Source organism: Burkholderia sp. L27(2015), from assembly GCF_009765705.1.
In the GTDB taxonomy this organism is placed as follows: domain Bacteria; phylum Pseudomonadota; class Gammaproteobacteria; order Burkholderiales; family Burkholderiaceae; genus LMUX01.
In genome coordinates this window covers 565,567-586,233 of the sequence record NZ_LMUX01000021.1, presented here as the reverse complement: position 1 = coordinate 586,233, position 20,667 = coordinate 565,567, and the positions used below count along the sequence as shown (strand labels likewise).

Here is a 20,667-nt window from a genome sequence, read left to right as displayed (position 1 = left end):
CTCTGGTATAAGGATAGGGTCGTCAACTTTTCCGAAACGTGACACCCATGAAAAGCCGTGACCAGCAGCTTCGCCTATTTCTGGAAATCGCTCAGTGCGAGTCGTTGTCCAAGGCCGCAGAAGCGTTAGACCTGACTCAATCCGGTCTGAGCAAGCAACTGAGTAGCCTGGAAGCCTTTCTTGGACAGCCGCTGTTCGAGCGACATGGGCGCGGTGTCACGCTGACCGACGCCGGACAAAAACTGCAAGCCGTCGCTCGGCCGGCATACGAACTTGTGGACAACGCGGTCCAGCAGTTGCGGGAACGCCAGGGCGTGACGGAGGGGGCTCTGCGCGTCGCGACCATTCATACGCTGAGCTATTACTTCATAGCCGACGTGATGGCGAAATTCATGAGTCAGAGGCCAAAGGTCAACGTCTCCCTGCTGGGGCGTAGTTCCCCGGAAGTCGTGGAGTTGGTCGAGTCGGGCAAGGCCGACATCGGTTTCGTTTATGACACTGCGGTCGCGTCGGATGCGGTTGAAATCACGCCCTTGTTCGACGAGACCATGTGCCTCGTGGTACACGAGCAATCTCCGCTGGCTAAGCAAACCGAAATCGACTTGCGCGAGCATGCACTACCGCTGATCGTATTCCCGCCACACTATGCGTTACGCCGCATGTTGCACGCCGATGGTCTGGACGCCAACGTGGCAGCCGAGGTCGAAACCGTGGATTCGATGCTGAGATTGGCCTCCCTGACGGTTGGCCAGTGTGTCCTGCCTGACCGCATTCCAACCCAATTGCTGCAGGAATATCACCTGACTCGGGTCAAGATCGCCCGCCCTGCACTTTCCCGGCGCATCGTCGGCATTACGCGGCAAGGTCGCACGCAGACGGCATTGAGCGCGCTGATGCTCGAGATCGCCCGTACGACGATCCGTTGAGCGCCGCAGACGCAGACTCATACTCATACTCAAACGCAGACTCATACCTCCTATGAGTGCCGGGTCATAGCTACCGCTACTCCATCGTTTCATACTGTGTGTAAGCGCCGCTCATTCGGCCCGGTTACGATAGGAGAGATAGCATGAACTTGCGAGCTAAAGAGTATTTCGACGAACGCGCCACGCGGGAGATGAAGGAACATCTCAAACCGCAACCGCGCTCGCTTCAGGAAAAGCTGGCCTATGCGTGCCGTATTCTGGCAATGACGGGTCAGGAAGCCGGTTTGGCCGGCCAGATCAGCGCACGTTCCACACGCGCTGACGCGTACTGGACGCTGCGCTTCGGTCTCGGTTTCGACGAGGCCACGCCCGACGATTTCATCGAAGTCGACCGAGACCTCAATACCTTGTCCGGCACCGGCATGGCGAACCCTGCCACGCGCTTTCACCTCTGGGTCTATGAGGCACGCCCCGACCGCCAAAGCCTGATCCATACGCATTCGCCCTACGTGTCCGCTTTGGTGGCGGCGCGCCAGCCGTTGGTTGTCTCGCAGATGGACATGACGCCGTTTCATAACGACTGCGCGTTTCTCGCAGACTGGCCGGGCGTGCCGATCGCCGATCAGGAAGGCGTGATCATCTCCAAAGCGTTGGGTCAGAACCGCTCCATCCTGCTCGCGCATCACGGCCAGTTGACGGCCGGCGACAGCGTGGAAGAGGCGACGTATCTGTCCGTGTATCTGGAACGCGCCGCGCGCATGCAGATTCGCGCTCGTGCGTTCGGGCCGCTCACGCCACTGTCCGACGAACTGGCCAGCGACGCGCACGATTATCTGCTCAAGCCATCGATCGTCAACAGTACGTTCGACTACTGGTGCCGGCAGACTGACGCTGCACGGTAATGCTTCGGGCTGGGCCCGGCATGGAGCGCTGTTCAGTAGCCCATCGCGGCGCCCGCCGGATGGCGGTTATCGGCGCCGCCCGTCAAGTGCCCTGTAGCCGGATCGACCAAGATCGCTTCGACCGACCCCCAGGAATCGTAACGCTTGAATTGGTAACCCATGTCGGTCAGCTTGGCCATCGTATCGGCCGAGAACGCGTAAGGCTCGTACTCGATCACGTCAGGTTGCCACTGGTGGTGAAAGCGCGGAGCGTCGACGGCTTCCTGGATGTTCATCCCATAGTCGACCACATTGGTGAACGTCTCGAGCGCGATCGTAATGATGCGCGAACCGCCTGGGCTGCCAAACACCATAAACAACTTACCGTCCTTGGTCGCGATCGAGGGTGACATCGAGCTCAAGGGGCGCTTGCCGGGGGCAATGGCATTGTTCTCGCCTTGGACCAGTCCGTACAGATTCGGTACACCCGGTTTCGACGTGAAATCGTCCATCTCGTCGTTCAGGAAAAAGCCTGTCGTGCCCGCCATCACGAGTGCCCCGAAATAACTGTTGATGGTGTAAGTGATCGAGACAGCGTTGCCTTTGGCGTCGACCACCGAAGAATGCGTGGTGTTGTTGCCTTCATGGGGTGCCACACCCGGTTTGACCTGATCGGAAGGCGTGGCGCGATCGGGCAGGATTGCGTCACGCAACTGGGCGGCGTAGTCCTTGGAATCGAGGCGGTCGAGCGGCGCCTTGACAAAATCGGGGTCGCCTAACAGCGTGTTGCGGTCGACATAGGCATGGCGCATCGCCTCGACCATATAGTGCGTCGCTTCGGCGGAGTGGTAACCGAGCTTGGCGAGCGGGTAAGGCTCGATAATATTGAGGATTTCGCACAGCGTGGTGCCACCCGAACTCGGCGGTGGCGACGAGATGACGTGATAGCCGTGATAGTCGCATTCGACGGGTTTGCTCTGCTCGACCGTATAGCTCTCGAAGTCCGCCATGCTCAACAGCCCGCCATGCTGCCGGCTCGCTTGCACGATCTGTTCGGCGATCGGCCCTTTGTAAAACGCGTCCGGGCCGTCGGCCTCGATCATGCGTAAGGTTTTCGCAAGGTTCTTTTGCACCAGCCGGTCGCCCACTTGGTAATCGGCGCCGTGTTTCAGGAATATCGCGGCGATGTTGGGCTCCTGCGCGAACAACTTGCTCGGCCCGCTCAACGCGTCGAGATCCCCACGTGCACCGGTGCCCGTCAGGATCGCGACATCGCCTGGCACCAGTACATAACCATGCTCGGCCAGCTCTATGGCTGGGTCCATCACCTGCTTACGCGTCATCGTGCCGTATTGCTTCAACACCGTGTCTAGACCCAACACCGTGCCCGGTACACCTACCGCCAAGTAGCCACGTGTGCTGCGATCCGGAACCACGTTACCCGCGGCATCCAGGTACATGTCGCGTGTGGCCTTGAGCGGCGCACGTTCGCGGAAATTGACAAAAATATTGCGACCGTCAGCCAAGTGCAGGGTCATGAACCCGCCACCGCCGATGTTGCCGCAGCACGGATCGACCACGGCCAGCGCGTAACCGATGGCGACCGCGGCATCGATCGCATTGCCGCCTTGTTTGAGAATTTGCAGGCCGACTTCACTGGCCAGGTGCTGCGTGGTGACCACCATGCCATGTTGGCCATACGACGGGGGCGGCGAGACGGCATTGACCAGCGGCGCGTATAAGGCTGCTGCGCCAAGCAGCGCGAAGGCCAGCCAACGAGTCAGGGGCCGCTGGCGCCACAGGCTGCGGGCGCGGCGAACGTTGGATTCGAGACGGTGAAACGGCATCATGCTCCTATTGCCAACCGCTGATTCGCGGGTATTTCGAAAAGGCTCGTTTCGCCAATCATAAGTGATATGGTTACGACGCTAGGCAGACGACTACAGGCATAGTGTGAAAGGCAATCGAGGTAAATCCGAATTCAGGGGTAAAGCCCACGCAGTTCTTCGGCTAGTCGATGCTCCCACGAAAGTATAATCGCTACGGATTACGGCAAACCCGCGATTGAATACAATGTCGACCGTCGAGGTAGTGTGTTTTCATCCCGCCATAGTTGAAAAGGAATTTCATGATTCTGGTTACAGGCGGTGCAGGGTTTATTGGCACCAACTTCGTGCTCGATTGGTTAAACGGTTCGGACGAAGCGGTGCTCAATGTCGATAAGCTCACCTATGCCGGCAACCTGAGTTCGTTAAAGTCGCTGCAAGGGAACGGCAAACACGTGTTTGCGCGCGTTGATATTTGCGATCGCGAGGCGCTGGATGCGCTGCTTGCCGAACACAAGCCGCGCGCGATTGTGCATTTCGCGGCGGAAAGTCATGTGGACCGCTCCATCCACGGGCCGGCCGATTTTGTGCAGACCAATGTTGTCGGCACGTTTGCCCTGCTGGAAGCCAGCCGCGCTTACTGGAATGCGCTGGCCGCGGCAGAGAAAGACGCATTCCGCTTCCTGCACGTTTCCACCGACGAGGTGTACGGCTCGCTGTCGGCTACGGACGCGCCGTTCTCGGAAACCACAGCCTACGCGCCGAATAGCCCGTACTCGGCCACCAAGGCCGGTTCTGATCATCTGGTGCGAGCCTACCATCACACGTATGGCCTGCCGACGCTGACGACCAACTGCTCGAACAACTACGGCCCTTACCAGTTCCCGGAAAAGCTGATCCCACTGTTTATTGCAAACGCGCTGGCGGGCAAGCCGCTACCCGTGTACGGCGACGGCCAGAATGTGCGCGACTGGTTGTACGTGGGCGATCACTGCGCGGCAATACGCGAAGTGCTGGCGCGCGGCAAACCGGGAGAAACGTATAACGTGGGCGGCTGGAACGAGAAGAAGAACCTCGATGTCGTGCACACGCTGTGTGATTTGCTCGATGACCTGAAACCGAAAGCCGATGGCTCGTATCGCGACCAGATCACCTTCGTGACAGATCGCCCGGGCCATGACCGCCGCTATGCGATCGATGCGCGCAAGATCGAGCGCGAGCTTGGCTGGAAACCGGCGGAGACGTTCGAAACCGGCATGGCAAAAACGGTTCGGTGGTACCTGGATAATCAGGCCTGGGCCGATGAAGTCGCTTCAGGCGACTATCGCAAGTGGGTCGAAACCAACTATTCGCAGCGGGCGTGAGGTTATAACAATGGCGCGCAAAGGCATTATTCTCGCGGGGGGATCCGGCAGTCGCCTGTATCCGATCACGCATGTGGTATCGAAGCAGCTGCTGCCGGTGTATGACAAGCCGATGATCTACTATCCGCTGTCCACGTTGATGGTGGCGGGCATACGGGACGTGTTGATCATTTCGACGCCGGAGGACACGCCGCGTTTCGCGGCGATGCTGGGCGACGGTAGTAAGTGGGGCATGAATATAGCGTATGCGGTTCAACCATCGCCAGACGGGCTCGCACAGGCGTTCATCATCGGGCGCGACTTCATTGGCCACGATGCGTCGACGCTGATTCTCGGCGACAACATCTTCTACGGCCACGACCTCGTGAAACAGCTTAAGCACGCGGATGAGCGCGTATCGGGGGCGACCGTCTTCGCGTATCACGTCCAAGACCCGGAGCGGTATGGCGTGGTCGAGTTCGATCGAGATTTCCGGGCGATCTCGATCGAAGAAAAGCCAGAAAAGCCGAGTTCGAATTATGCGGTGACCGGGCTTTATTTCTACGACAACGATGTCTGCGATATCGCTGCCAGCATCAAACCATCGCTGCGCGGCGAACTGGAAATTACCGAGGTCAATTCTCATTACCTCGCGGCGGGAAAATTGAACGTCGAGATCATGGGGCGGGGCTATGCATGGCTCGACACCGGCACGCACGACTCGCTGATCGACGCGGCAACCTTTATCGCGACCTTGCAGAAGCGGCAAGGTCTGGTAGTGGCGAGCCCGGAGGAGATCGCCTATCGCCAGCAATGGATCAGTGCCGCGCAGCTCGAAGCGTTAGCGGCGCCCTTATCGAAAAACGCCTACGGTAAATATCTGCAAACCATTCTTATGGATCAAGTCGCATGGCCATCCAAGTAACGCCAACCGCATTGCCCGAAGTCAAGATTATCGAGCCGAAAGTGTTCGGTGATGCACGTGGTTTCTTCTGCGAGAGCTTCAACGCTCGTGACTTCGCTGAACATGTGGAAACGGGTGTCGAGTTCGTGCAGGATAATCACTCGCGTTCCGCGCGTGGTGTGTTGCGCGGACTCCATTATCAAATTCACCACGCACAGGGGAAGCTCATACGGGTGGTGGAAGGCGAGGTGTTCGACGTCGCCGTCGATATTCGCAAGAGCTCGCCGAATTTCGGCAAGTGGGTCGGCGTCAATCTTTCGGCCGAGAACCATCGGCAGCTTTGGGTGCCGCCTGGTTTCGCACACGGGTTTGTCGCGTTGTCGGGCAGCGCGCAGTGCCTCTACAAAACTACCGATTATTGGTCTCTGGCCGATGAGCGCAGCATCGTGTGGAACGATCCCGAGATCGGCATCGATTGGCCTATCGATTTCGAACCGGTGCTCGCGGCGAAAGACGCCGCGGCCAAGCGGCTGTCGCAAGCCGATTGCTTTGCGTGAGGACTTCGATGACGGCGAGTGCACACGGAACCATATTGCTGACAGGCGTCAATGGGCAAGTCGGTTTTGAGCTGGCGCGCAGCCTGCAGGGGCTAGGCCGAGTCGTCGCGCTTGAGCGTGGCGGGCTGGATCTCAGGGACCTGGATCAGGTTCGCCGCGTCGTGCGTGAGGTGAAGCCGACGCTGATCGTGAATGCGGCTGCGCATACCGCGGTCGATCAGGCGGAAACCGAGATCAACGCCGCGATGCTGCTCAATGCGCAGGCGCCGGGCGTACTTGCGCAGGAGGCTAAGCGCCTGGGCGCCGCTATGGTTCACTACTCGACCGACTACGTCTTCGACGGTGCCAAGGCCGGCTCTTATGTCGAAGACGACGCGGTTAATCCGCAAAATGTCTATGGCAAGAGCAAGCTTGCGGGCGAGCAGGCAATAGCGGAATCAGGATGCCCACATCTGATTTTTCGCACGAGCTGGGTGTATGGCATGCGTGGCAAGAACTTTCTGCTGACCATGTTGCGCCTGGGCGCGCAACGCGATGAACTGAGTGTCGTCGCCGATCAGCACGGTGCACCCACCTGGGCGAACACGATTGCGGTGTTGAGCGCAAACGTGCTGTCGCAGGCAGCCGCCAGCCATGGCGATAGTCGCGACTGGTGGCAGCAGCACTCGGGTGTCTATCATTTGACGGCGGCCGGCGCGACCTCTTGGTATGGTTTTGCCGAGGCCATTTTCGAGTTCGCCGATCTCGAGAAAAAGCCGTTGGTCAAGCCGATTCCGGCCGCGTCGTACCCTACGCCGGCTACTCGGCCGAGTAACTCCCGGCTGTCGAATGACAAGCTGGAGAATACCTTTGGGCTGCGTGCGCCCGATTGGCGTGCAGCCTTACGGCTGTGCATGACTGCACGTTAAGCGCGGCACACGAAAGCGCGAGCCGTTACTTATGCGGCGTCAGGTTTCTTGCCAACTGGCGGGTGTGGTGCCGCAGTTCAGGCACCGCAATCGCTTCCCAATACCTGGCCTTAAGCATTGGGCCCACATAAAACAGGCCCGGTGTAGGTTCGTTGCGTGCATCGATTACGCGATAGTCGTCGTCGACGAGCAGGCCGAGCTTTAAACGGTCCTGCTGTATTAAACCCGCGTCCCTGAGCTGGGTGACCAAGGGCAATGAGAGGGCAGACAAATCGTAGTTCGGGCCGGTGCAGTTGACCAATGCGCCAGCCTCCAGAATTCTGGGGGCGACGTTACCCCGCACCTTGATCTGCGCGTGCAGATTGGTTCCCTGCACATCCAAGCCGATAACTTGCCCCGCCACGCGCTCCGCCTGCCCCGAATCAAGCAGATTTTCAAGGCGGCGGGTTGCCAAGGGAGCCAGACGATGCCGGTGGATATCCCAGTAAGGAACGACATTGCGTAGCGAGCGGCGCCGTTCGGACTCAGGCAGGCCCTGCCACAGACGCGAGGCGTGTGGCCGAAGCTCATTGATCACATCTCGCCAATCGCCACCGGTAGCTTGCCTTCGAGCTGTCTCCAGTCGCAGGGCACGAGTGTAGGCGCGGATGGTGGGATGGAGCCCGACAAGGTAAGCCGGATACTCGGAGTTGGGCGGAGGGGTTGGGTTGGAACGATGGCCGTGGGGCAACAGGCCCCGTCGGGATAGAAGGAAGATCTTTCGGGTCGTGTTGCAGCTAGTCAGCCTGAACAAGGCATCGATGGCCGTGTGCCCAGTTCCCAGTATCACCACGGGTTTATTCGGGTCGAGGCGGTCGAGCTTGCTGAAATCCCAGGGATTGACTATGTGGTGGTGGAGATCCTCGGGGACGAATGCCGGTGGTTTGGGCGGAAAGTGTCCCAAAGCCAGGACGACTTGCGTTGCCCCTAAAGACGAACCACTTGCCAGCTTTACGCGCAATGCGTGGCCTGATGCAGTGGGAGAGACCACCGGAGAGACCGCGATCGCCTCGTCTGTCATCTTTTCCAGAATCCCCGGATGGTGCGTCTCAGCCGCCGCCAAGGTGTACTGGAGGTACTCGCCATACAAGCGCCGGGAAATAAATGATTTGGCGTTGAGCGCAGGATCGATGTTCTGGCAATAGGACACGAAGTGATCGGGTTCATCGGCCAGGGCACTCATATTGCCCGCCGGCACATTCAGCAAGTGATTGTCATCCCCGAAACGATATGCCAGGCCACGTCCATGGGTCAAACCTTGCTCGATAAGCACGACGCGCAGGGTGTGCGGCTGACTGATGCGAAGCAGGTTGACGGCGGTAAGCGTGCCGCTGAATCCCGCTCCAATGATTACGATCGTACGTTTTTCTGAAGGCGTGGTGTGCATGTGCAGAAGGCTAGGGCGGTGTTATCGAAGTTTTTCACATCATAAGATGCATTGGCGCAGCGCAAGCGCAAAGTCGGATTCATGAGCGTATATTTTCTTGATGTCGCGCGTAAGGCGTGGTTCTTCTGCAGAAACGAATTCTTTTTTTGTTTCTGCGCTGGAGATCGTGCATGTCTCCCACGACGGAGGGGGGGCCTAGGCTTGTGCCCCCGAGCAATTTCCCCATGCTGAAAAGGATCGATCATGAATATCATGCGCGTAGGCTCGCAGCCATCGAAGAAAGGCCCTGAAGCGTACTTTACGGGTGCTGTTCGAATGGACCCCTTGAACTCTCCCCCAGAGCCCGCGCGCGTTTCTGTGGTGAGCGTGACGTTCGAGGCTGGCGCACGCAGTGCCTGGCATACCCATCCGCTTGGACAAACGCTAATCGTTACCGCAGGCTGCGGATGGACCCAGTGCGAAGGCGAACCCATCGTCGAAATTCGTGCCGGCGACGTGATCTGGTGCCCGCCGGGTCACAAGCATTGGCACGGCGCATCGGCTACCACCGCCATGACCCACATAGGAATTCAGGAAGCGCTGGACGGCGTAAGCGTCGTTTGGATGGAGAAGGTGACCGACGAGGAATATGCGGTTGGGCCCACTGGCGGTGGGCCAGCCACGAATCATTGACGCTGCCGCGTTGCACTTGCCTCGGGCGGAGAATCCGTACAAATATGAATCGTCAGAACGAGACGCTATTGCCACATTTTTGGCGTTAATCGAATAGTCAAAGTAAATCGTTCGTACGACTCTTATCCCTGTCGCCGATCTTTGCGTATCGCGGCTCACAGAAGCCGCGAGCAACAGGCCGCTAACTCCCATTCAATGAGGAAATATAGCCATGTCGGAAACCTTCACAGCGATTGATGCCGCGGTTGCGAGGAAGAAAAACGAGCCATTCTCAATCGAGAAGCTCAAGATTCGAGCCCCAGGTGCGGGCGAGGTGCTCGTCAAGATGGTAGCGGTTGGCCTTTGCCACACCGACATCATTATGCGCGATCAGGTGTACCCGGTGCCTCAGCCTATTGTGCTTGGACATGAAGGCTCTGGTGTCGTCAGTGTCGTTGGACCCAATGTCAGCAATTTCGAAATTGGCGACCATGTCCTCCTGAGTTTCGCCTCATGCGGCACGTGCGACACCTGCTTGGCCGGCGAGCCTGCTTACTGCGTCAATTACTTTCAGTACAATTTTTCCGGCTGCGATTGCCGAGGTGGCCACGCAATCCGCTCGCCGTCGGGCGAAACCATCCACGACAACTTCTTCGGGCAGTCATCATTTGCGACATACGCAGTGGTGAATACACGCAACATCCTGAAGGTATCGAAGGACGCTCCATTGAAGCTGCTAGGTCCGTTGGGATGTGGCATTCAAACGGGAGCCGGCGCTGTGATGAACTCGCTCAAGGTGACTGCTGGATCAAGCTTCACATGTTTTGGAGCGGGTTCCGTTGGTCTGAGCGGCGTGTTGGCTGCGGTAGCCGTTGGCGCAACGACGATTATCGCCGTCGATGTTGTAGCGTCTCGCCTCGCTTTGGCAAAGGAACTCGGCGCCACGCACGTCATTGACGGGAAAACCGACAATGTCGTCGAGAAAATCAGGGAGATTACTGGCGGTAAGGGGACAAACTATGCCATTGAAACCACCGGAATCCCGGCGGTATTCAGTCAAGGCGTCGCGGCTCTCTCGGCGCGTGGCAGCATCGGCATCATTGGGGCGTCTCCTTTAGGTACCAAGGTTGAGGTTGACCCTAATGATGTCCTCATTACAGGAAAGACCATCATGGGCATCTGCGAAGGTAACAGTGTGCCGGGGACCTTTATCCCGCGATTGATCGATCTGCATGCACAAGGCAAATTCCCGTTCGATAAGCTAGTGAAGTACTACCGTTTTTCAGAAATCAACAAGGCAGTAGACGAGAGCATGTCGGGTGAAGTGCTAAAGCCCATTCTCGTTTTCGACGGGAAGTAAGAAGTTTCGCGCGGCACCTACATTGACGGTGCATTCCAACCCGTTGCCGTTTCGCTTATCAACAGGATTTCGAGCGATATGAACCTGCAGACGACAGCATTACAGCCATCAATCAGCAACTACAAATCGGTCACCTCCGCAGAAGCCTTTCTTGTCGATTGGTCGACGTTCTACCCTGCTGCCTACGCACGCGGTCAAGCGCTTCGAAAGGTAACTCGCCACGAGGCCGGAAAGCGTTACGGCAGCGCCGATGCACAGGTAATGAATATCTTCTATCCGAGCAAGCAGACAGCGGATGCCAAGGTATATGTCCACCTACACGGTGGCGCATTTTCTGAGGGGCACCCCGATTTTTATGATTTCGTTGGAGAACGACTCCTCGAAGAGGGCTTTATCTTCGTCTCCATGGGTTACCGCTTGGCGCCCACACGTTTCCCTGACAGCGCCGTTGATGTCGCACGGGGACTGGCGTGTCTCGATCAGTGTCTGAAAAGTGCCGGGGTACTCCATCCGGCTTACTGCATCTCCGGCCACTCGGCGGGGGCTTCTATCGCTGCGCTGCTTGGGGTTCGGCCAGAGATTGCCGAGGCACAAGGATTTCAACACGCGGCGATCGGTTGCATGGTGCTGATCAGTGGGATTTACGATTTCATGCCTTCTGATCCAGCGCATGTGTTCGTCGATGAAGACCGGCGGATCGAAGCGAGCGCGGTGTTGCACGGTCGACATGCACCGAAACGCACGCTGATGATCTATGGCGATCCAGAAGTCAATCTTAAGGCAAATTCTCCTGACCTCTTTAAAGTTCGAGCCGTTGCGCTCGAAGCTGCGCTCCGTTTGCATGGACACCATGTTGTTCGACATGAGATGAAGGGAGCGGACCATAAGGTGACCGCATGCGCGCTTGATGACGATAAAGTGTTTTCGACTTTAATCAGCATGCTTAAAGAAGTTTGAAACGACTCTGTTAGCAAACGTGTGTCTATCGGATGCAAGTGGCATCGAAGGAGCCTCGGCGCATCGGATCCTGATTTTTCGAGTGAAAGATTGTTGGAGTTCTTGTAATGGAAAAGCTTTCGCAAGCAACTGATGATATGCGCGATCTCCTTTCGGAGATCGCAATCACGAAAACAGTGACAGGCTACATGGTCGCGGTCGATGCGCGTCGCTGGGACGATCTTCCTCCCTTCTTCGCCGAGGAGGTTTTCGTCGACTACACGTCGGTACGCGCGGTCCCCCCCGCGGCGTCGTTGCGCCGGGAGGACATGATTGCACGCTGGCGTTCCCGCTACGATCAAGTGACCGCGTATCAGCATGAGCTCAGTAACGTAGTGGTTCGTGTTTCAGGCGATCGTGCGATCTGCACTGGTAACAACGCAGCCTCGCTAGTGAAGCCAGACGCGCAGTCCGACCAAATAGTGCTCTGGCAGGCGGGAGTCAGACTGAACTGGGAGCTGCAATGCCGCGACAAGCGTGACTGGGTCATTACTAGTATCCGGGCGGAGCATGTCTGGGATAGGACTGAGCCCTATAGCGGACAACTTCGCTCGCAAGGGTGAACTCTCGCATCACAGCATTGAATCACAGCATCGAAATTGAAGGATCTCAAAGTGGAAAGAGAAGAGTTGTTCGAGCGCCTCTGGAGCGGCGATGCGCAAATGGAAGAGTGGACCGAGGCGGTTACTGGAGGTGCAGTAACCCCGATCTCTGAGAATATCATTGCGGTCCACACGACGTACTTTTGCGGCAGCGTGACAGTCATTCGCACGAAGGATGGCTTGGTATTCGTTGACACCGGCAATCCTGGAACAGCGAGCCAAACACTTGAAGCGGTGCGTCGTTGGGACGACAGTCCCGTGCATTCCGTCATTTACACTCACGGCCACATCGACCACACGAGCGGCGCAAAACTTCTCGACGAGGAAGCCGATACGAAAGGCCGGAATAGGCCCCGGATCATCGCGCATCGAAATGTGTTGTCGCGGTTCGAGCGATATGACGCCACGCACGGGTACAACAGCATCGTCCAAGGAAACCAATTCAACCGACCCGGATATGTTTACCCGACGGGGCATAGGCGCCCAGATCAAGTGTACGACGATACGCTTTCTCTAGCGGTCGGCGGCGTGCGGATTGAGTTGTTCCATGGACGCGGCGAGACGGACGATGCCACCTTCATATGGTTGCCGGAACAGCGCGTTGTCGTGAGCGGGGACTTCGTCATTTGGGCCTTCCCGAATGCTGGAAATCCGCGGAAGGCCCAGCGGTCGGCGCCACAGTGGGCTGTCGCACTTCGCAGAATGCAAGCGTTGAAGGCGCAAACGTTGATAACGGGTCATGGTCCTGTGGTTTTCGGTGAGGCGCGCGTAGATCAGATACTTGGCGATACCGCGGAAGCGCTGGAAAGCGTGACCCGACAAACGCTGGAGCTAATGAACAAAGGAAGCACGCTCGACCAAATATTGCATTCGGTCTCAGTCCCGGAAAAGTACTTGCAGATGCCTTATTTGTCACCGAAGTACGACAATCCTGAGTTTGTTGTCCGCAGCATCTGGCATCTCTATGGCGGTTGGTACGATGGCAACCCAGCGCGTTTGAAACCCGCGCCTGAGCGACAGCTCGCAATCGAGATGGCGAATTTGGTGGGCGGAGCCGAGAAGCTTGCTGAGCGTGCGCAAAGCTTGATCGAAGGCGGACAGAGTCGACTCGCCGCTCACCTCGTAGAGTTCGCCAGCAGTGCGGAGCCGGACAATCGAGCGATTCAAGCAACGCGAGCAAGCGTCTATGAGAAGTGTATGGAGGACGAGAAGTCGCTTATCGGTCGTGCGATTTTCGCGGTTTACCAACGCGACGCAAAGGTGCGAGCGACGTCTTGAGACAATTCGAGTTCCAACTGTGCCTGTTAGGCTAGCGCCGCTAGTCCGATATCTCCGTCGTCTAAATTGGCAGGTGATGCGGTGGGCCCCGCCAGCCAATTCAATCAACGTCGACGCAAAGTATCGGACGGCTTCTCCCCGAACTTCGAACGATAATCAGCGGCGAACTGCCCGAGCTGCGAGAAGCCCCAGCGCATTGCAACCTCGGTTATCGACGCGACCTCCGAAGAGTCGAGTAATTCTTGACGGACTCGCTGTAAGCGCAGAGTTTTGACGTACTGCATCACGGAAACGTTTCTGTGCTCCTTGAACATTCGATGAAGCGAGCGAATGCTGCACCTGGCCGCGATCGCAATCTCTTCCAGGGTCAACGGCTGATCGAGATATTCATGGACGTAGTCAACGGCCCGTCGCAGGGAGGCCGGGGCGATCTCAGGCGACGACGCGGAGCGAACAGCCTCCAACACTGTCGCAGACTGCTGCAATAACAGCGTCAATATCAATGTCTCTTCCGCGCGAGGAAGAAGCATGTTGCGAATTGCAGCACTCGTATGCATCGAGATGAGCTCCCGTAAGTGCGCTGCTTGAAGCATCCATCTTTGCTGGGCGCTATTGTCAGACATTGACGGTTGTAGCAAGGGTGCTGTGCGTTTACTTGAGCCGGTTAGGCTTGCAGCTATCTCGGATATGCGATCCAGGCCAATGCGCGTCACGAACTGTTCGTTGTCGGCCGAGTATTTAAACTTCCATGACTCATCCGCAGACGCGACTATGGTCATTCCCGCTCCCCCCTTCTGGGTGAAACCGGAATTGCTGATCTCGGCTGTACCACGCAGCGTTGTGAGGACCAGCAAAAAATCCGAGAACGGGTCCGGCCGAACGTCGATCTCAGATCCGTATGAAAATTTTGAAAGCGCCACCGAGACCCCTTTGATCTGGTGCATTTCGGCAGACTCGCGGTGGTAGGCATGCTTTGCATCAAAACGATATGGGCAGTAGGCCTTGCCAATCGCGTTGCGAGCCTCATCCAAGTTGGTCGTCCGCATGATTAACGAGTGATCGGGCCAAGACTCGGCTATAGGGGGGCGGGACTGTTCCATCATGGTTCCTCTAGTCAACTGTCAACTCATGCGCTCATGTCGGTTCCTGACGATCCTAGGCAACGAAAAAAGTGTTGGGTATCAGGGACGGCCCTAACGAGGTCACTAAATGAATGACGACGGGCGCAGAGACTCGAGAGTATCGAGGACTCGCTCCGTCCGAAGATGTATAGCGGCGGCGTCGCCTTTCGCAACCAGCGGACCGTTGATATTTTCCAGATCAGGCTTAGTCCGCGCGACAGATGCTGTTGTGGCAACAATTGACGCAAGCATTAGTCGCCAGAAAGCGAGGTGCTATTCTGTTTGCGCCATCTCAATGCATTCTGTGCCACACACGTTGGTCCGCGATCTGCCCAGTTATGCCGCGTGCTTTTTGGCGAACGCTGCGACGTCGGCGTGCGTGGCAAACCAGCAGTCTCCCTTTGCTTTAGCGTAGCGGATCAGCTCTTCGAGAACCCAGATTCTGGATCTCGCGGATATGACATGGGGATGTAAGGTTAGCTGGAATACAGCGCCGGCATCATAGGCCGCGTCGAACTCCCGGCGAAAGATTTCAAATACTTCGTGGGGCGGTACGTGCGGCCGTGACCCCGAAGGCTGATGCATCAGGAAGTAGGGAACATCGTTTCTAATCCACTCGACTGGCAATTCAACAATTCCAGTTTCTCGTCCGTTGGACATCAATTCGTAGCAGTCCTCATCCGCCATGAGTGATGAGTCGTAGCGCAGATTAAGTTCCTGTTCAATTCTTAACGTATGAGGGCTGAAGTCCCATGAAGGTGTCCGAAGCCCGACGGGGCGCGTTCCGGTTAAGCGCTCCAAGGTATCCGCAGACCGCAGCATGAGTTCGCGCTCGATCTCGTAAGGGAGGGCAGAGTTCCGTTCATGTATCCATCCGTGCAGCCCGACTTCGTGACCTTCGGAAATGATTCGTCGTGACTCCTCCTGGTGCAGGAGAGCAGAAACCGCCGGGATGAAAAACGTAGCGGAAACGTCATGACGGGCGAGTATTTCAAGGATGCGAGGCACTCCGACTCGACTGCCATACTGGCCCCAGCTCATTCGAGCGATCGATTTGCCGCCGTCATTGAGTTCGTTGGTTTCGTGGTCACAGTCGAACGAGATTGCGACGGCACAGCGTTTTCCCCCGCTCCATTGAGCCGGGCGGTATGCACGTCCTGCGCGCGCCTGGTCGACTAGCCCTCGCCAATGCGACTCCGGCCATTTCCACGGTTGCTGACTGTTCGAATCTGTCATGTCTCATCCTTCGAATTGATTGTGGCAGCAGGATCAATTCTCTTTTTGGACGTGCTTCGGCAAACATAAAACGAGCAGGGCGGCGAAGAACATCAAACCAGCGATCGCGTACAGTCCGAGCGTAGTCGAATGGGTGGCGGTTCGAATTGCGCCGAAGGCCGAGAGACTGCCGTAGGCGGCAAGGGCCGCAACCGAGTTTATAAAGGCGATTCCGATCACCGCAGCGTTGCTCTTAAGGTACGCAGTTGTGTAAGCCCAGAAAACACAAGTACAGGACAGCGTGCCGACGTAAGCTACAGATAGGCCGGCAATTGCAACGTTAACTTGATGGCTGTGCGTGCAAGTAATCATCAAGCCAATGGCTCCGATAACGGATGCCGTTGCGTAATGCCAGCGTCGCTCCCTGTTTCGATCGGAAGAATACCCCCACAGATACATCCCCAGTCCGGCGCAAATATAAGGAATTGACGTGATGACGCCATTTACACGCAAATTCGTTACGCCGAGATCATGAATAATTTGAGGCAGCCAGAATGAGAAGCCGCTATTTGCGACGCCCCCGATCACCTGAAGAATTACCAACACCAGAAAAATCGGTGAAGCCAGCGCGTGCCGCATGCTGACACGACTCTTATTGAACTCGGGTTTGCTGATGTCAAACGCGAGCGTGTCGGCGATGATTTGTTTCTCCTTAGCCGTTAGCCATTTCGCCTTTTGTGGCGAATTTTGAAGAAAGAAATAGGCGACTACCCCGACAATGACGGATGGAATGCCTTCGATCAAGAACATCCATTGCCAGCCCCTGAGCCCACTGACGTTATGCATGCTGTCAAGAAGATACCCGGAAAGCGGAGCACCGATAGTTCCGGATACGGGGATAGCAGCTAAAGATAACGCCACCATCTTTGCCCGCAAGTTTGCCGGGAACCAGTATGTCAGGTATAGCAGAACGCCCGGAAACAATCCTCCTTCAGCAAGGCCAAGCGCAAATCTGAAGGCGTAGAATTGAGTTGGACTACTGATGAACATCATGGATCCGGAGATGATGCCCCACAGTATCATTATTCGCGAGATCGTCGCGCGTGCCCCGATTCTATTGAGAAGCATGTTACTTGGAATGTCCGATAAGAGATATCCAATGAAGAACACGCCGGCGCCCATGCCATACACGGTGTCGGAAAATGCGAGATCTTGCGAGAATTGAAGTTTCGCGTATCCGATGTTTATGCGGTCCACCATTGCCAATACGAAAATTAGGAAGAGGAACGGCATAATCCTCCACGCTACTTTTCTGAACACGCGATCGGACTCATCCATCTCGATGGCGCGTGGTTCTGCGGGGATGGCCCCGGGGTTGCTCTTTAGCACGGCACATCTCCGATTAAACTGCGAACCAGGGCTTTGCCACTTCATTCTGGATCGTGATGGCCTTCAGATGAGAGTACATATTGAGGGTTTCATGGCAGTGTTCGCTGCCGATCCCGCTCTCCTTGTAACCTCCGAAAGGTGAACCACTCGCCAGGTTAAAGTAGTGATTGATCCAGATATTGCCTGCCTCAAGCCGGTCTGCAGTGTGCATTGCATTCGCGAGGTCTTTGGTATAGATGCCGGAGGCAAGCCCGTAGCGGACATCGTTCGCTTCGGCGATCATCGTCTCGTAGTCGTTCCAGCGAATTACGCTGAGAACAGGCCCAAATACTTCTTCCTGAGCGATCCGCATGTCATTGCGCGCTTCAAAGATCGTCGGCGCGAAGAACCAGCCATGCGAGCAGCCCTCCACGTCGATGCGTTGACCGCCGGCGATCAGATTGGCTTTCTCGCCTTTTGCAAGCTCGATGTAGTTCTGAACGCGACGGCCCTGTTGGTCCGAGATCAGGCAGCTCAGCCGCGAGTCCTGCTTCATCGGGTCGCCGACCTTGATTCGGTTTGCGGCTGATACGAGCTTGTCGATGAAGGGCAGATAGATGTCGTCATGGACGAAAATGCGGGTGCCCGCCAGGCAGGACTGGCCGTTGCAGTAGGTGCCTGCGAATATCACATTGTCGGCGACCGCATCCAGATCGGTGATGTCCGGGAATACAATGTTCGGACTTTTTCCGCCGAGCTCCAGCGAAACGGGCACAAGGCGGTTTGCGCCTGCGCGTGCGATGATCCTGCCGACCTCCGAGCTGCCGGTGAAAGCGAGCTTCTTGACCTTGGAGTGTGCGGTCAAGGCGGCGCCGGCTTCCTCGCCAAGTCCGGGCACAATGTTGATGACACCTGCCGGGAAGATATCGCCAGCGATCTTCGCGAACTCGAGCGTCGAAAGCGAGGCGTTCTCGTCGGGCTTCAACACGACTGTGTTACCTGCTGCCACCGCTGGCGCAACCTTCAAGGCGACCATGATGGCCGGTACATTCCACGGGATAATCTGGCCGACCACGCCTATGGGCTCTCGCTTGCCAATCAGATAGCCGTTGGGAATCCGTCGCCCTAGGCCTTCGTGTGTGAGGATGGCACCAGCAAAGTACCTGTACTGCTCGATGGCGATGCGGTAGTCGATCATGACCTCGCCGAATACACGTCCAACATCAGCGGTGTCAATCGCAGTCAGCCGTTCGATGTCAGCTTCCATGCGGTCGGCCAGCTTGAGCAGCATCGCCGAACGCTCCTCCGGCGTCGTCTGTCGCCAGGTTGAAAACGCCACGAAGGCAGCCTCAACCGCCTTGTCCACTTCTCGCCCCGAGCATCGTGCAACGTCGGCAAGGTGCTCCCCGGTTGCCGCATTGAGCGCAGGAAAGGTCTCTGAAGAAACCGGTTGGAACGCCCCGTCGATGTAAGCGCCATACGTTTGTCGCAGATTTAGTTGCATGGTCAGTCTCTTTGGTTAGAGGGTCGACTAAAACAGCATGTCTGCGACTAATCGTCGGTGGCCAATAAACAAGCCGCTATGGAGGTTGCGCCAAACCTGTCTATATCTCGTCAGTTTGTGTGATTGACGGCATGTTTGATGAGCGCGGCCCTGTCAACGTGCGGATCATCTCGTGGTGAACCCTAGCGTGCCTGACGCGGTGGCATGAATTGAATGAGGATGGCGCTTACAGAATAGCGGATAACTTTACGGCGATTAATTATCCATCCCATAGCAAGCACAGATGTTGGTTTAGTACGCCTTAGGAAATACACGAGCAAGCCAAGCGAGACCTTGAGGAACCCCCTCGACATCGAAGCCGCATCGTCGATGCAGGCGAATGGCGTTCGCGAAGTGTCAATGTTGTTTTGTCAATGAAAATTAAATAAATGTTCGCTTGTTTAACTTCAAACGGAGCAAGTAAGGTGACTAGATACGTATCAGCAGTGCAGCTAACTTCCCGTGCCGGTCGCGCGGAAAGTATCAATCAGAAAAGGTTTGCCGGCAGCTCCAGGATATGGCTAGCCGGCCTTTCGATGATTGCGATCTCCAGCGGGGCAATGGCGCAGAGCTCCGTGACTCTCTATGGGTCGCTCGACGACAGCATTTTGCTTAACACGAATGCTAAAGGCGGACGATCGGTCAGTGTGAGCGATAACGGAATACAAGGTAATCGATGGGGCTTCCTTGGAAAAGAGGATCTCGGTGGAAACCTGAACGCAGTTTTCCGCCTTGAGAATGGCTTCAACGCAACGACGGGTGTGATGGGGCAAGGGGCCAGACTATTCGGGAGTCAAGCGTACGTTGGACTCACGGGAAATTTCGGTTCATTTCTTGCCGGAAGGCAACTCAATTCAGACGTAGTGCTCATCGCCATCCCTTTTTCGTCGGCGTCCCAATGGTCGGGAATTCTCGGATCGCATCCCGGCGATGTTGACAATTTCTACGATACTTTCCGTGTTCCAAGCTCTCTGAAATATATAGCTCCAACGTTCTTGGGTATTAACTTCCAAGCGGTCTACGCGCCTGGGGGAGTTGCAGGTCACCTCACACAAGGACAAGTAGCGTCCGCTGCGGCTAACTATACGTATGGGCCACTCATGCTTGGCGGAAGCTACAACAACGCGCAAACCCCAAACCAAGGTTTGGCAGCGGGTACGGCCAATGTGAACACCCCTATCACCACATCCGGTGATTACTACTCCTCACCCGTTGATAGCGGATATGCCTCCGCGCACACCTATCAGGTCATTGCAGGCGGGGCCTCATATAAGGTTGGCCCAGCAACGCTCGGAGTTTTGTATGCGAACACCCAGTTCAAGGGTCTTGGAGATATCAATTCCGGTCCCAATCCGTCTCAGTACGTTGGTACTGCGACATTTCAGAATGTTGAATTCAACGCCAGATATTGGATTTCGCCAGCTTTGAGCGTAGGTGCGGAATACGACATTACGACGAGAAATAGCGTTTCAACGATCGCCGCGCCGAAGGGAACCGGTTCTGCACGATATGAACATGCGACAGTAGGTGTGCAGTATCTCCTCTCAAAAACTACCTTTGTCTATGCCGTTGCTACCACGCAGAGGGCTTCGGGAACGGATTCGACGGGTGCAAGTGCGGTCGCTGCGAACAATTTTATCGGACCCTCTTCCAGCTCGAGGCAAAGCGCGGTGCGTGTCGGGCTCAATGTGCATTTTTGAACGCATAGACATCAATACAGCGAATGGAGGTATGTTGTGTTAAATGGAAACTCGCAACAGGC

General features: G+C 56.5%; 18 protein-coding genes. 12 read left to right on the top strand and 6 right to left on the bottom strand.

The features are described from left to right. Positions 1-47 precede the first annotated feature (47 nt). Both GSQ77_RS21020 and GSQ77_RS21015 read left to right on the top strand, forming a co-directional pair. Positions 48-926 carry a LysR family transcriptional regulator gene (locus GSQ77_RS21020; protein ID WP_158904692.1) on the top strand — a complete coding sequence of 293 codons (879 nt, stop codon included), beginning with the start codon at positions 48-50 and terminating at the stop codon, positions 924-926. A 143-nt stretch (positions 927-1,069) separates the two neighbouring features. Then, positions 1,070-1,828 carry an aldolase gene (locus GSQ77_RS21015; protein WP_158904691.1) on the top strand — a complete coding sequence of 253 codons (759 nt, stop codon included), beginning with the start codon at positions 1,070-1,072 and terminating at the stop codon, positions 1,826-1,828. Positions 1,829-1,860: 32 nt separating this feature from the next. On the opposite strand, the gene ggt is transcribed toward GSQ77_RS21015, so the two are convergent. Continuing rightward, the gene (ggt, locus tag GSQ77_RS21010; protein ID WP_254067723.1) at positions 1,861-3,657 is read right to left on the bottom strand and encodes a gamma-glutamyltransferase; all 1,797 of its coding nucleotides are present in this window, start codon (positions 3,655-3,657) and stop codon (positions 1,861-1,863) included. A 278-nt stretch (positions 3,658-3,935) separates the two neighbouring features. Here ggt and rfbB point away from each other — a divergent pair, with 278 nt between their 5' ends. From rfbB to rfbD, 4 genes are read left to right on the top strand one after another with little or no spacing between them, the layout of a single operon-like run. Beyond that, positions 3,936-4,997, top strand: a complete 1,062-nt coding sequence (gene rfbB / locus GSQ77_RS21005; protein WP_158904690.1) for a dTDP-glucose 4,6-dehydratase — start codon at positions 3,936-3,938, stop codon at positions 4,995-4,997. Between the two features lie 10 nt (positions 4,998-5,007). Further along, positions 5,008-5,901, top strand: a complete 894-nt coding sequence (gene rfbA / locus GSQ77_RS21000) for a glucose-1-phosphate thymidylyltransferase RfbA (protein ID WP_158904689.1) — start codon at positions 5,008-5,010, stop codon at positions 5,899-5,901. Further along, the gene (gene rfbC, locus GSQ77_RS20995; protein WP_158904688.1) at positions 5,886-6,437 is read left to right on the top strand and encodes a dTDP-4-dehydrorhamnose 3,5-epimerase; all 552 of its coding nucleotides are present in this window, start codon (positions 5,886-5,888) and stop codon (positions 6,435-6,437) included. The genes rfbA and rfbC overlap by 16 nt, the downstream gene beginning before the upstream one ends. A gap of 8 nt (positions 6,438-6,445) precedes the next feature. Further along, complete coding sequence (rfbD, locus tag GSQ77_RS20990; protein WP_158904687.1) at positions 6,446-7,345, top strand: dTDP-4-dehydrorhamnose reductase; 900 nt, start codon at positions 6,446-6,448, stop codon at positions 7,343-7,345. A gap of 25 nt (positions 7,346-7,370) precedes the next feature. Here rfbD and GSQ77_RS20985 read toward each other — a convergent pair whose 3' ends face one another. After that, positions 7,371-8,771: an FAD/NAD(P)-binding protein gene (locus GSQ77_RS20985; RefSeq protein ID WP_158904686.1), complete on the bottom strand. Its 1,401-nt coding sequence runs from the start codon at positions 8,769-8,771 to the stop codon at positions 7,371-7,373. Between the two features lie 243 nt (positions 8,772-9,014). Between GSQ77_RS20985 and GSQ77_RS20980 the strand changes: the two genes are divergently transcribed. From GSQ77_RS20980 to GSQ77_RS20960, 5 genes are all read left to right on the top strand, one after another. Continuing rightward, the gene (locus GSQ77_RS20980) at positions 9,015-9,443 is read left to right on the top strand and encodes a cupin domain-containing protein (protein WP_158904685.1); all 429 of its coding nucleotides are present in this window, start codon (positions 9,015-9,017) and stop codon (positions 9,441-9,443) included. 211 nt (positions 9,444-9,654) lie between these two features. Continuing rightward, positions 9,655-10,782, top strand: a complete 1,128-nt coding sequence (locus GSQ77_RS20975; protein WP_158904684.1) for an NAD(P)-dependent alcohol dehydrogenase — start codon at positions 9,655-9,657, stop codon at positions 10,780-10,782. 78 nt (positions 10,783-10,860) lie between these two features. Next, positions 10,861-11,739: an alpha/beta hydrolase gene (locus GSQ77_RS20970; RefSeq protein WP_158904683.1), complete on the top strand. Its 879-nt coding sequence runs from the start codon at positions 10,861-10,863 to the stop codon at positions 11,737-11,739. A gap of 107 nt (positions 11,740-11,846) precedes the next feature. Next, positions 11,847-12,341: a nuclear transport factor 2 family protein gene (locus GSQ77_RS20965; protein WP_158904682.1), complete on the top strand. Its 495-nt coding sequence runs from the start codon at positions 11,847-11,849 to the stop codon at positions 12,339-12,341. Positions 12,342-12,377: 36 nt separating this feature from the next. Continuing rightward, complete coding sequence (locus tag GSQ77_RS20960; RefSeq protein WP_158904681.1) at positions 12,378-13,658, top strand: alkyl sulfatase dimerization domain-containing protein; 1,281 nt, start codon at positions 12,378-12,380, stop codon at positions 13,656-13,658. A gap of 104 nt (positions 13,659-13,762) precedes the next feature. Here GSQ77_RS20960 and GSQ77_RS20955 read toward each other — a convergent pair whose 3' ends face one another. The 4 genes from GSQ77_RS20955 to GSQ77_RS20940 form a co-directional block, all read right to left on the bottom strand. Next, the gene (locus tag GSQ77_RS20955) at positions 13,763-14,761 is read right to left on the bottom strand and encodes an AraC family transcriptional regulator (RefSeq protein WP_216854926.1); all 999 of its coding nucleotides are present in this window, start codon (positions 14,759-14,761) and stop codon (positions 13,763-13,765) included. Between the two features lie 354 nt (positions 14,762-15,115). Continuing rightward, on the bottom strand, positions 15,116-16,015 hold the full coding sequence (locus tag GSQ77_RS20950) for a polysaccharide deacetylase (RefSeq protein WP_158904679.1): 900 nt from the start codon (positions 16,013-16,015) through the stop codon (positions 15,116-15,118). A gap of 33 nt (positions 16,016-16,048) precedes the next feature. Continuing rightward, the gene (locus GSQ77_RS20945) at positions 16,049-17,383 is read right to left on the bottom strand and encodes an MFS transporter (protein ID WP_254067722.1); all 1,335 of its coding nucleotides are present in this window, start codon (positions 17,381-17,383) and stop codon (positions 16,049-16,051) included. Between the two features lie 13 nt (positions 17,384-17,396). Further along, positions 17,397-18,866: an aldehyde dehydrogenase gene (locus tag GSQ77_RS20940; RefSeq protein WP_158904678.1), complete on the bottom strand. Its 1,470-nt coding sequence runs from the start codon at positions 18,864-18,866 to the stop codon at positions 17,397-17,399. A 575-nt stretch (positions 18,867-19,441) separates the two neighbouring features. Between GSQ77_RS20940 and GSQ77_RS20935 the strand changes: the two genes are divergently transcribed. Further along, a complete protein-coding gene (locus GSQ77_RS20935; protein ID WP_158904677.1) occupies positions 19,442-20,605 on the top strand; it encodes a porin in 1,164 nt (387 codons plus the stop codon). The last annotated feature ends 62 nt before the right edge of the window (positions 20,606-20,667 follow it).

Coding starts and splice junctions, on each gene's coding strand:
- GSQ77_RS20970 (WP_158904683.1), top strand. CDS start 10,861: ATGAACCTGCAGACGACAGCATTACAGCCATCAATCAGCAACTACAAA.
- GSQ77_RS21020 (WP_158904692.1), top strand. CDS start 48: ATGAAAAGCCGTGACCAGCAGCTTCGCCTATTTCTGGAAATCGCTCAG.
- GSQ77_RS20980 (WP_158904685.1), top strand. CDS start 9,015: ATGAATATCATGCGCGTAGGCTCGCAGCCATCGAAGAAAGGCCCTGAA.
- ggt (WP_254067723.1), bottom strand. CDS start 3,657: ATGATGCCGTTTCACCGTCTCGAATCCAACGTTCGCCGCGCCCGCAGC.
- GSQ77_RS20955 (WP_216854926.1), bottom strand. CDS start 14,761: ATGATGGAACAGTCCCGCCCCCCTATAGCCGAGTCTTGGCCCGATCAC.
- GSQ77_RS20935 (WP_158904677.1), top strand. CDS start 19,442: ATGATTGCGATCTCCAGCGGGGCAATGGCGCAGAGCTCCGTGACTCTC.
- GSQ77_RS20975 (WP_158904684.1), top strand. CDS start 9,655: ATGTCGGAAACCTTCACAGCGATTGATGCCGCGGTTGCGAGGAAGAAA.
- GSQ77_RS21015 (WP_158904691.1), top strand. CDS start 1,070: ATGAACTTGCGAGCTAAAGAGTATTTCGACGAACGCGCCACGCGGGAG.
- GSQ77_RS20965 (WP_158904682.1), top strand. CDS start 11,847: ATGGAAAAGCTTTCGCAAGCAACTGATGATATGCGCGATCTCCTTTCG.
- GSQ77_RS20940 (WP_158904678.1), bottom strand. CDS start 18,866: ATGCAACTAAATCTGCGACAAACGTATGGCGCTTACATCGACGGGGCG.
- rfbB (WP_158904690.1), top strand. CDS start 3,936: ATGATTCTGGTTACAGGCGGTGCAGGGTTTATTGGCACCAACTTCGTG.
- GSQ77_RS20985 (WP_158904686.1), bottom strand. CDS start 8,771: ATGCACACCACGCCTTCAGAAAAACGTACGATCGTAATCATTGGAGCG.
- rfbC (WP_158904688.1), top strand. CDS start 5,886: ATGGCCATCCAAGTAACGCCAACCGCATTGCCCGAAGTCAAGATTATC.
- rfbD (WP_158904687.1), top strand. CDS start 6,446: ATGACGGCGAGTGCACACGGAACCATATTGCTGACAGGCGTCAATGGG.
- GSQ77_RS20950 (WP_158904679.1), bottom strand. CDS start 16,015: ATGACAGATTCGAACAGTCAGCAACCGTGGAAATGGCCGGAGTCGCAT.
- rfbA (WP_158904689.1), top strand. CDS start 5,008: ATGGCGCGCAAAGGCATTATTCTCGCGGGGGGATCCGGCAGTCGCCTG.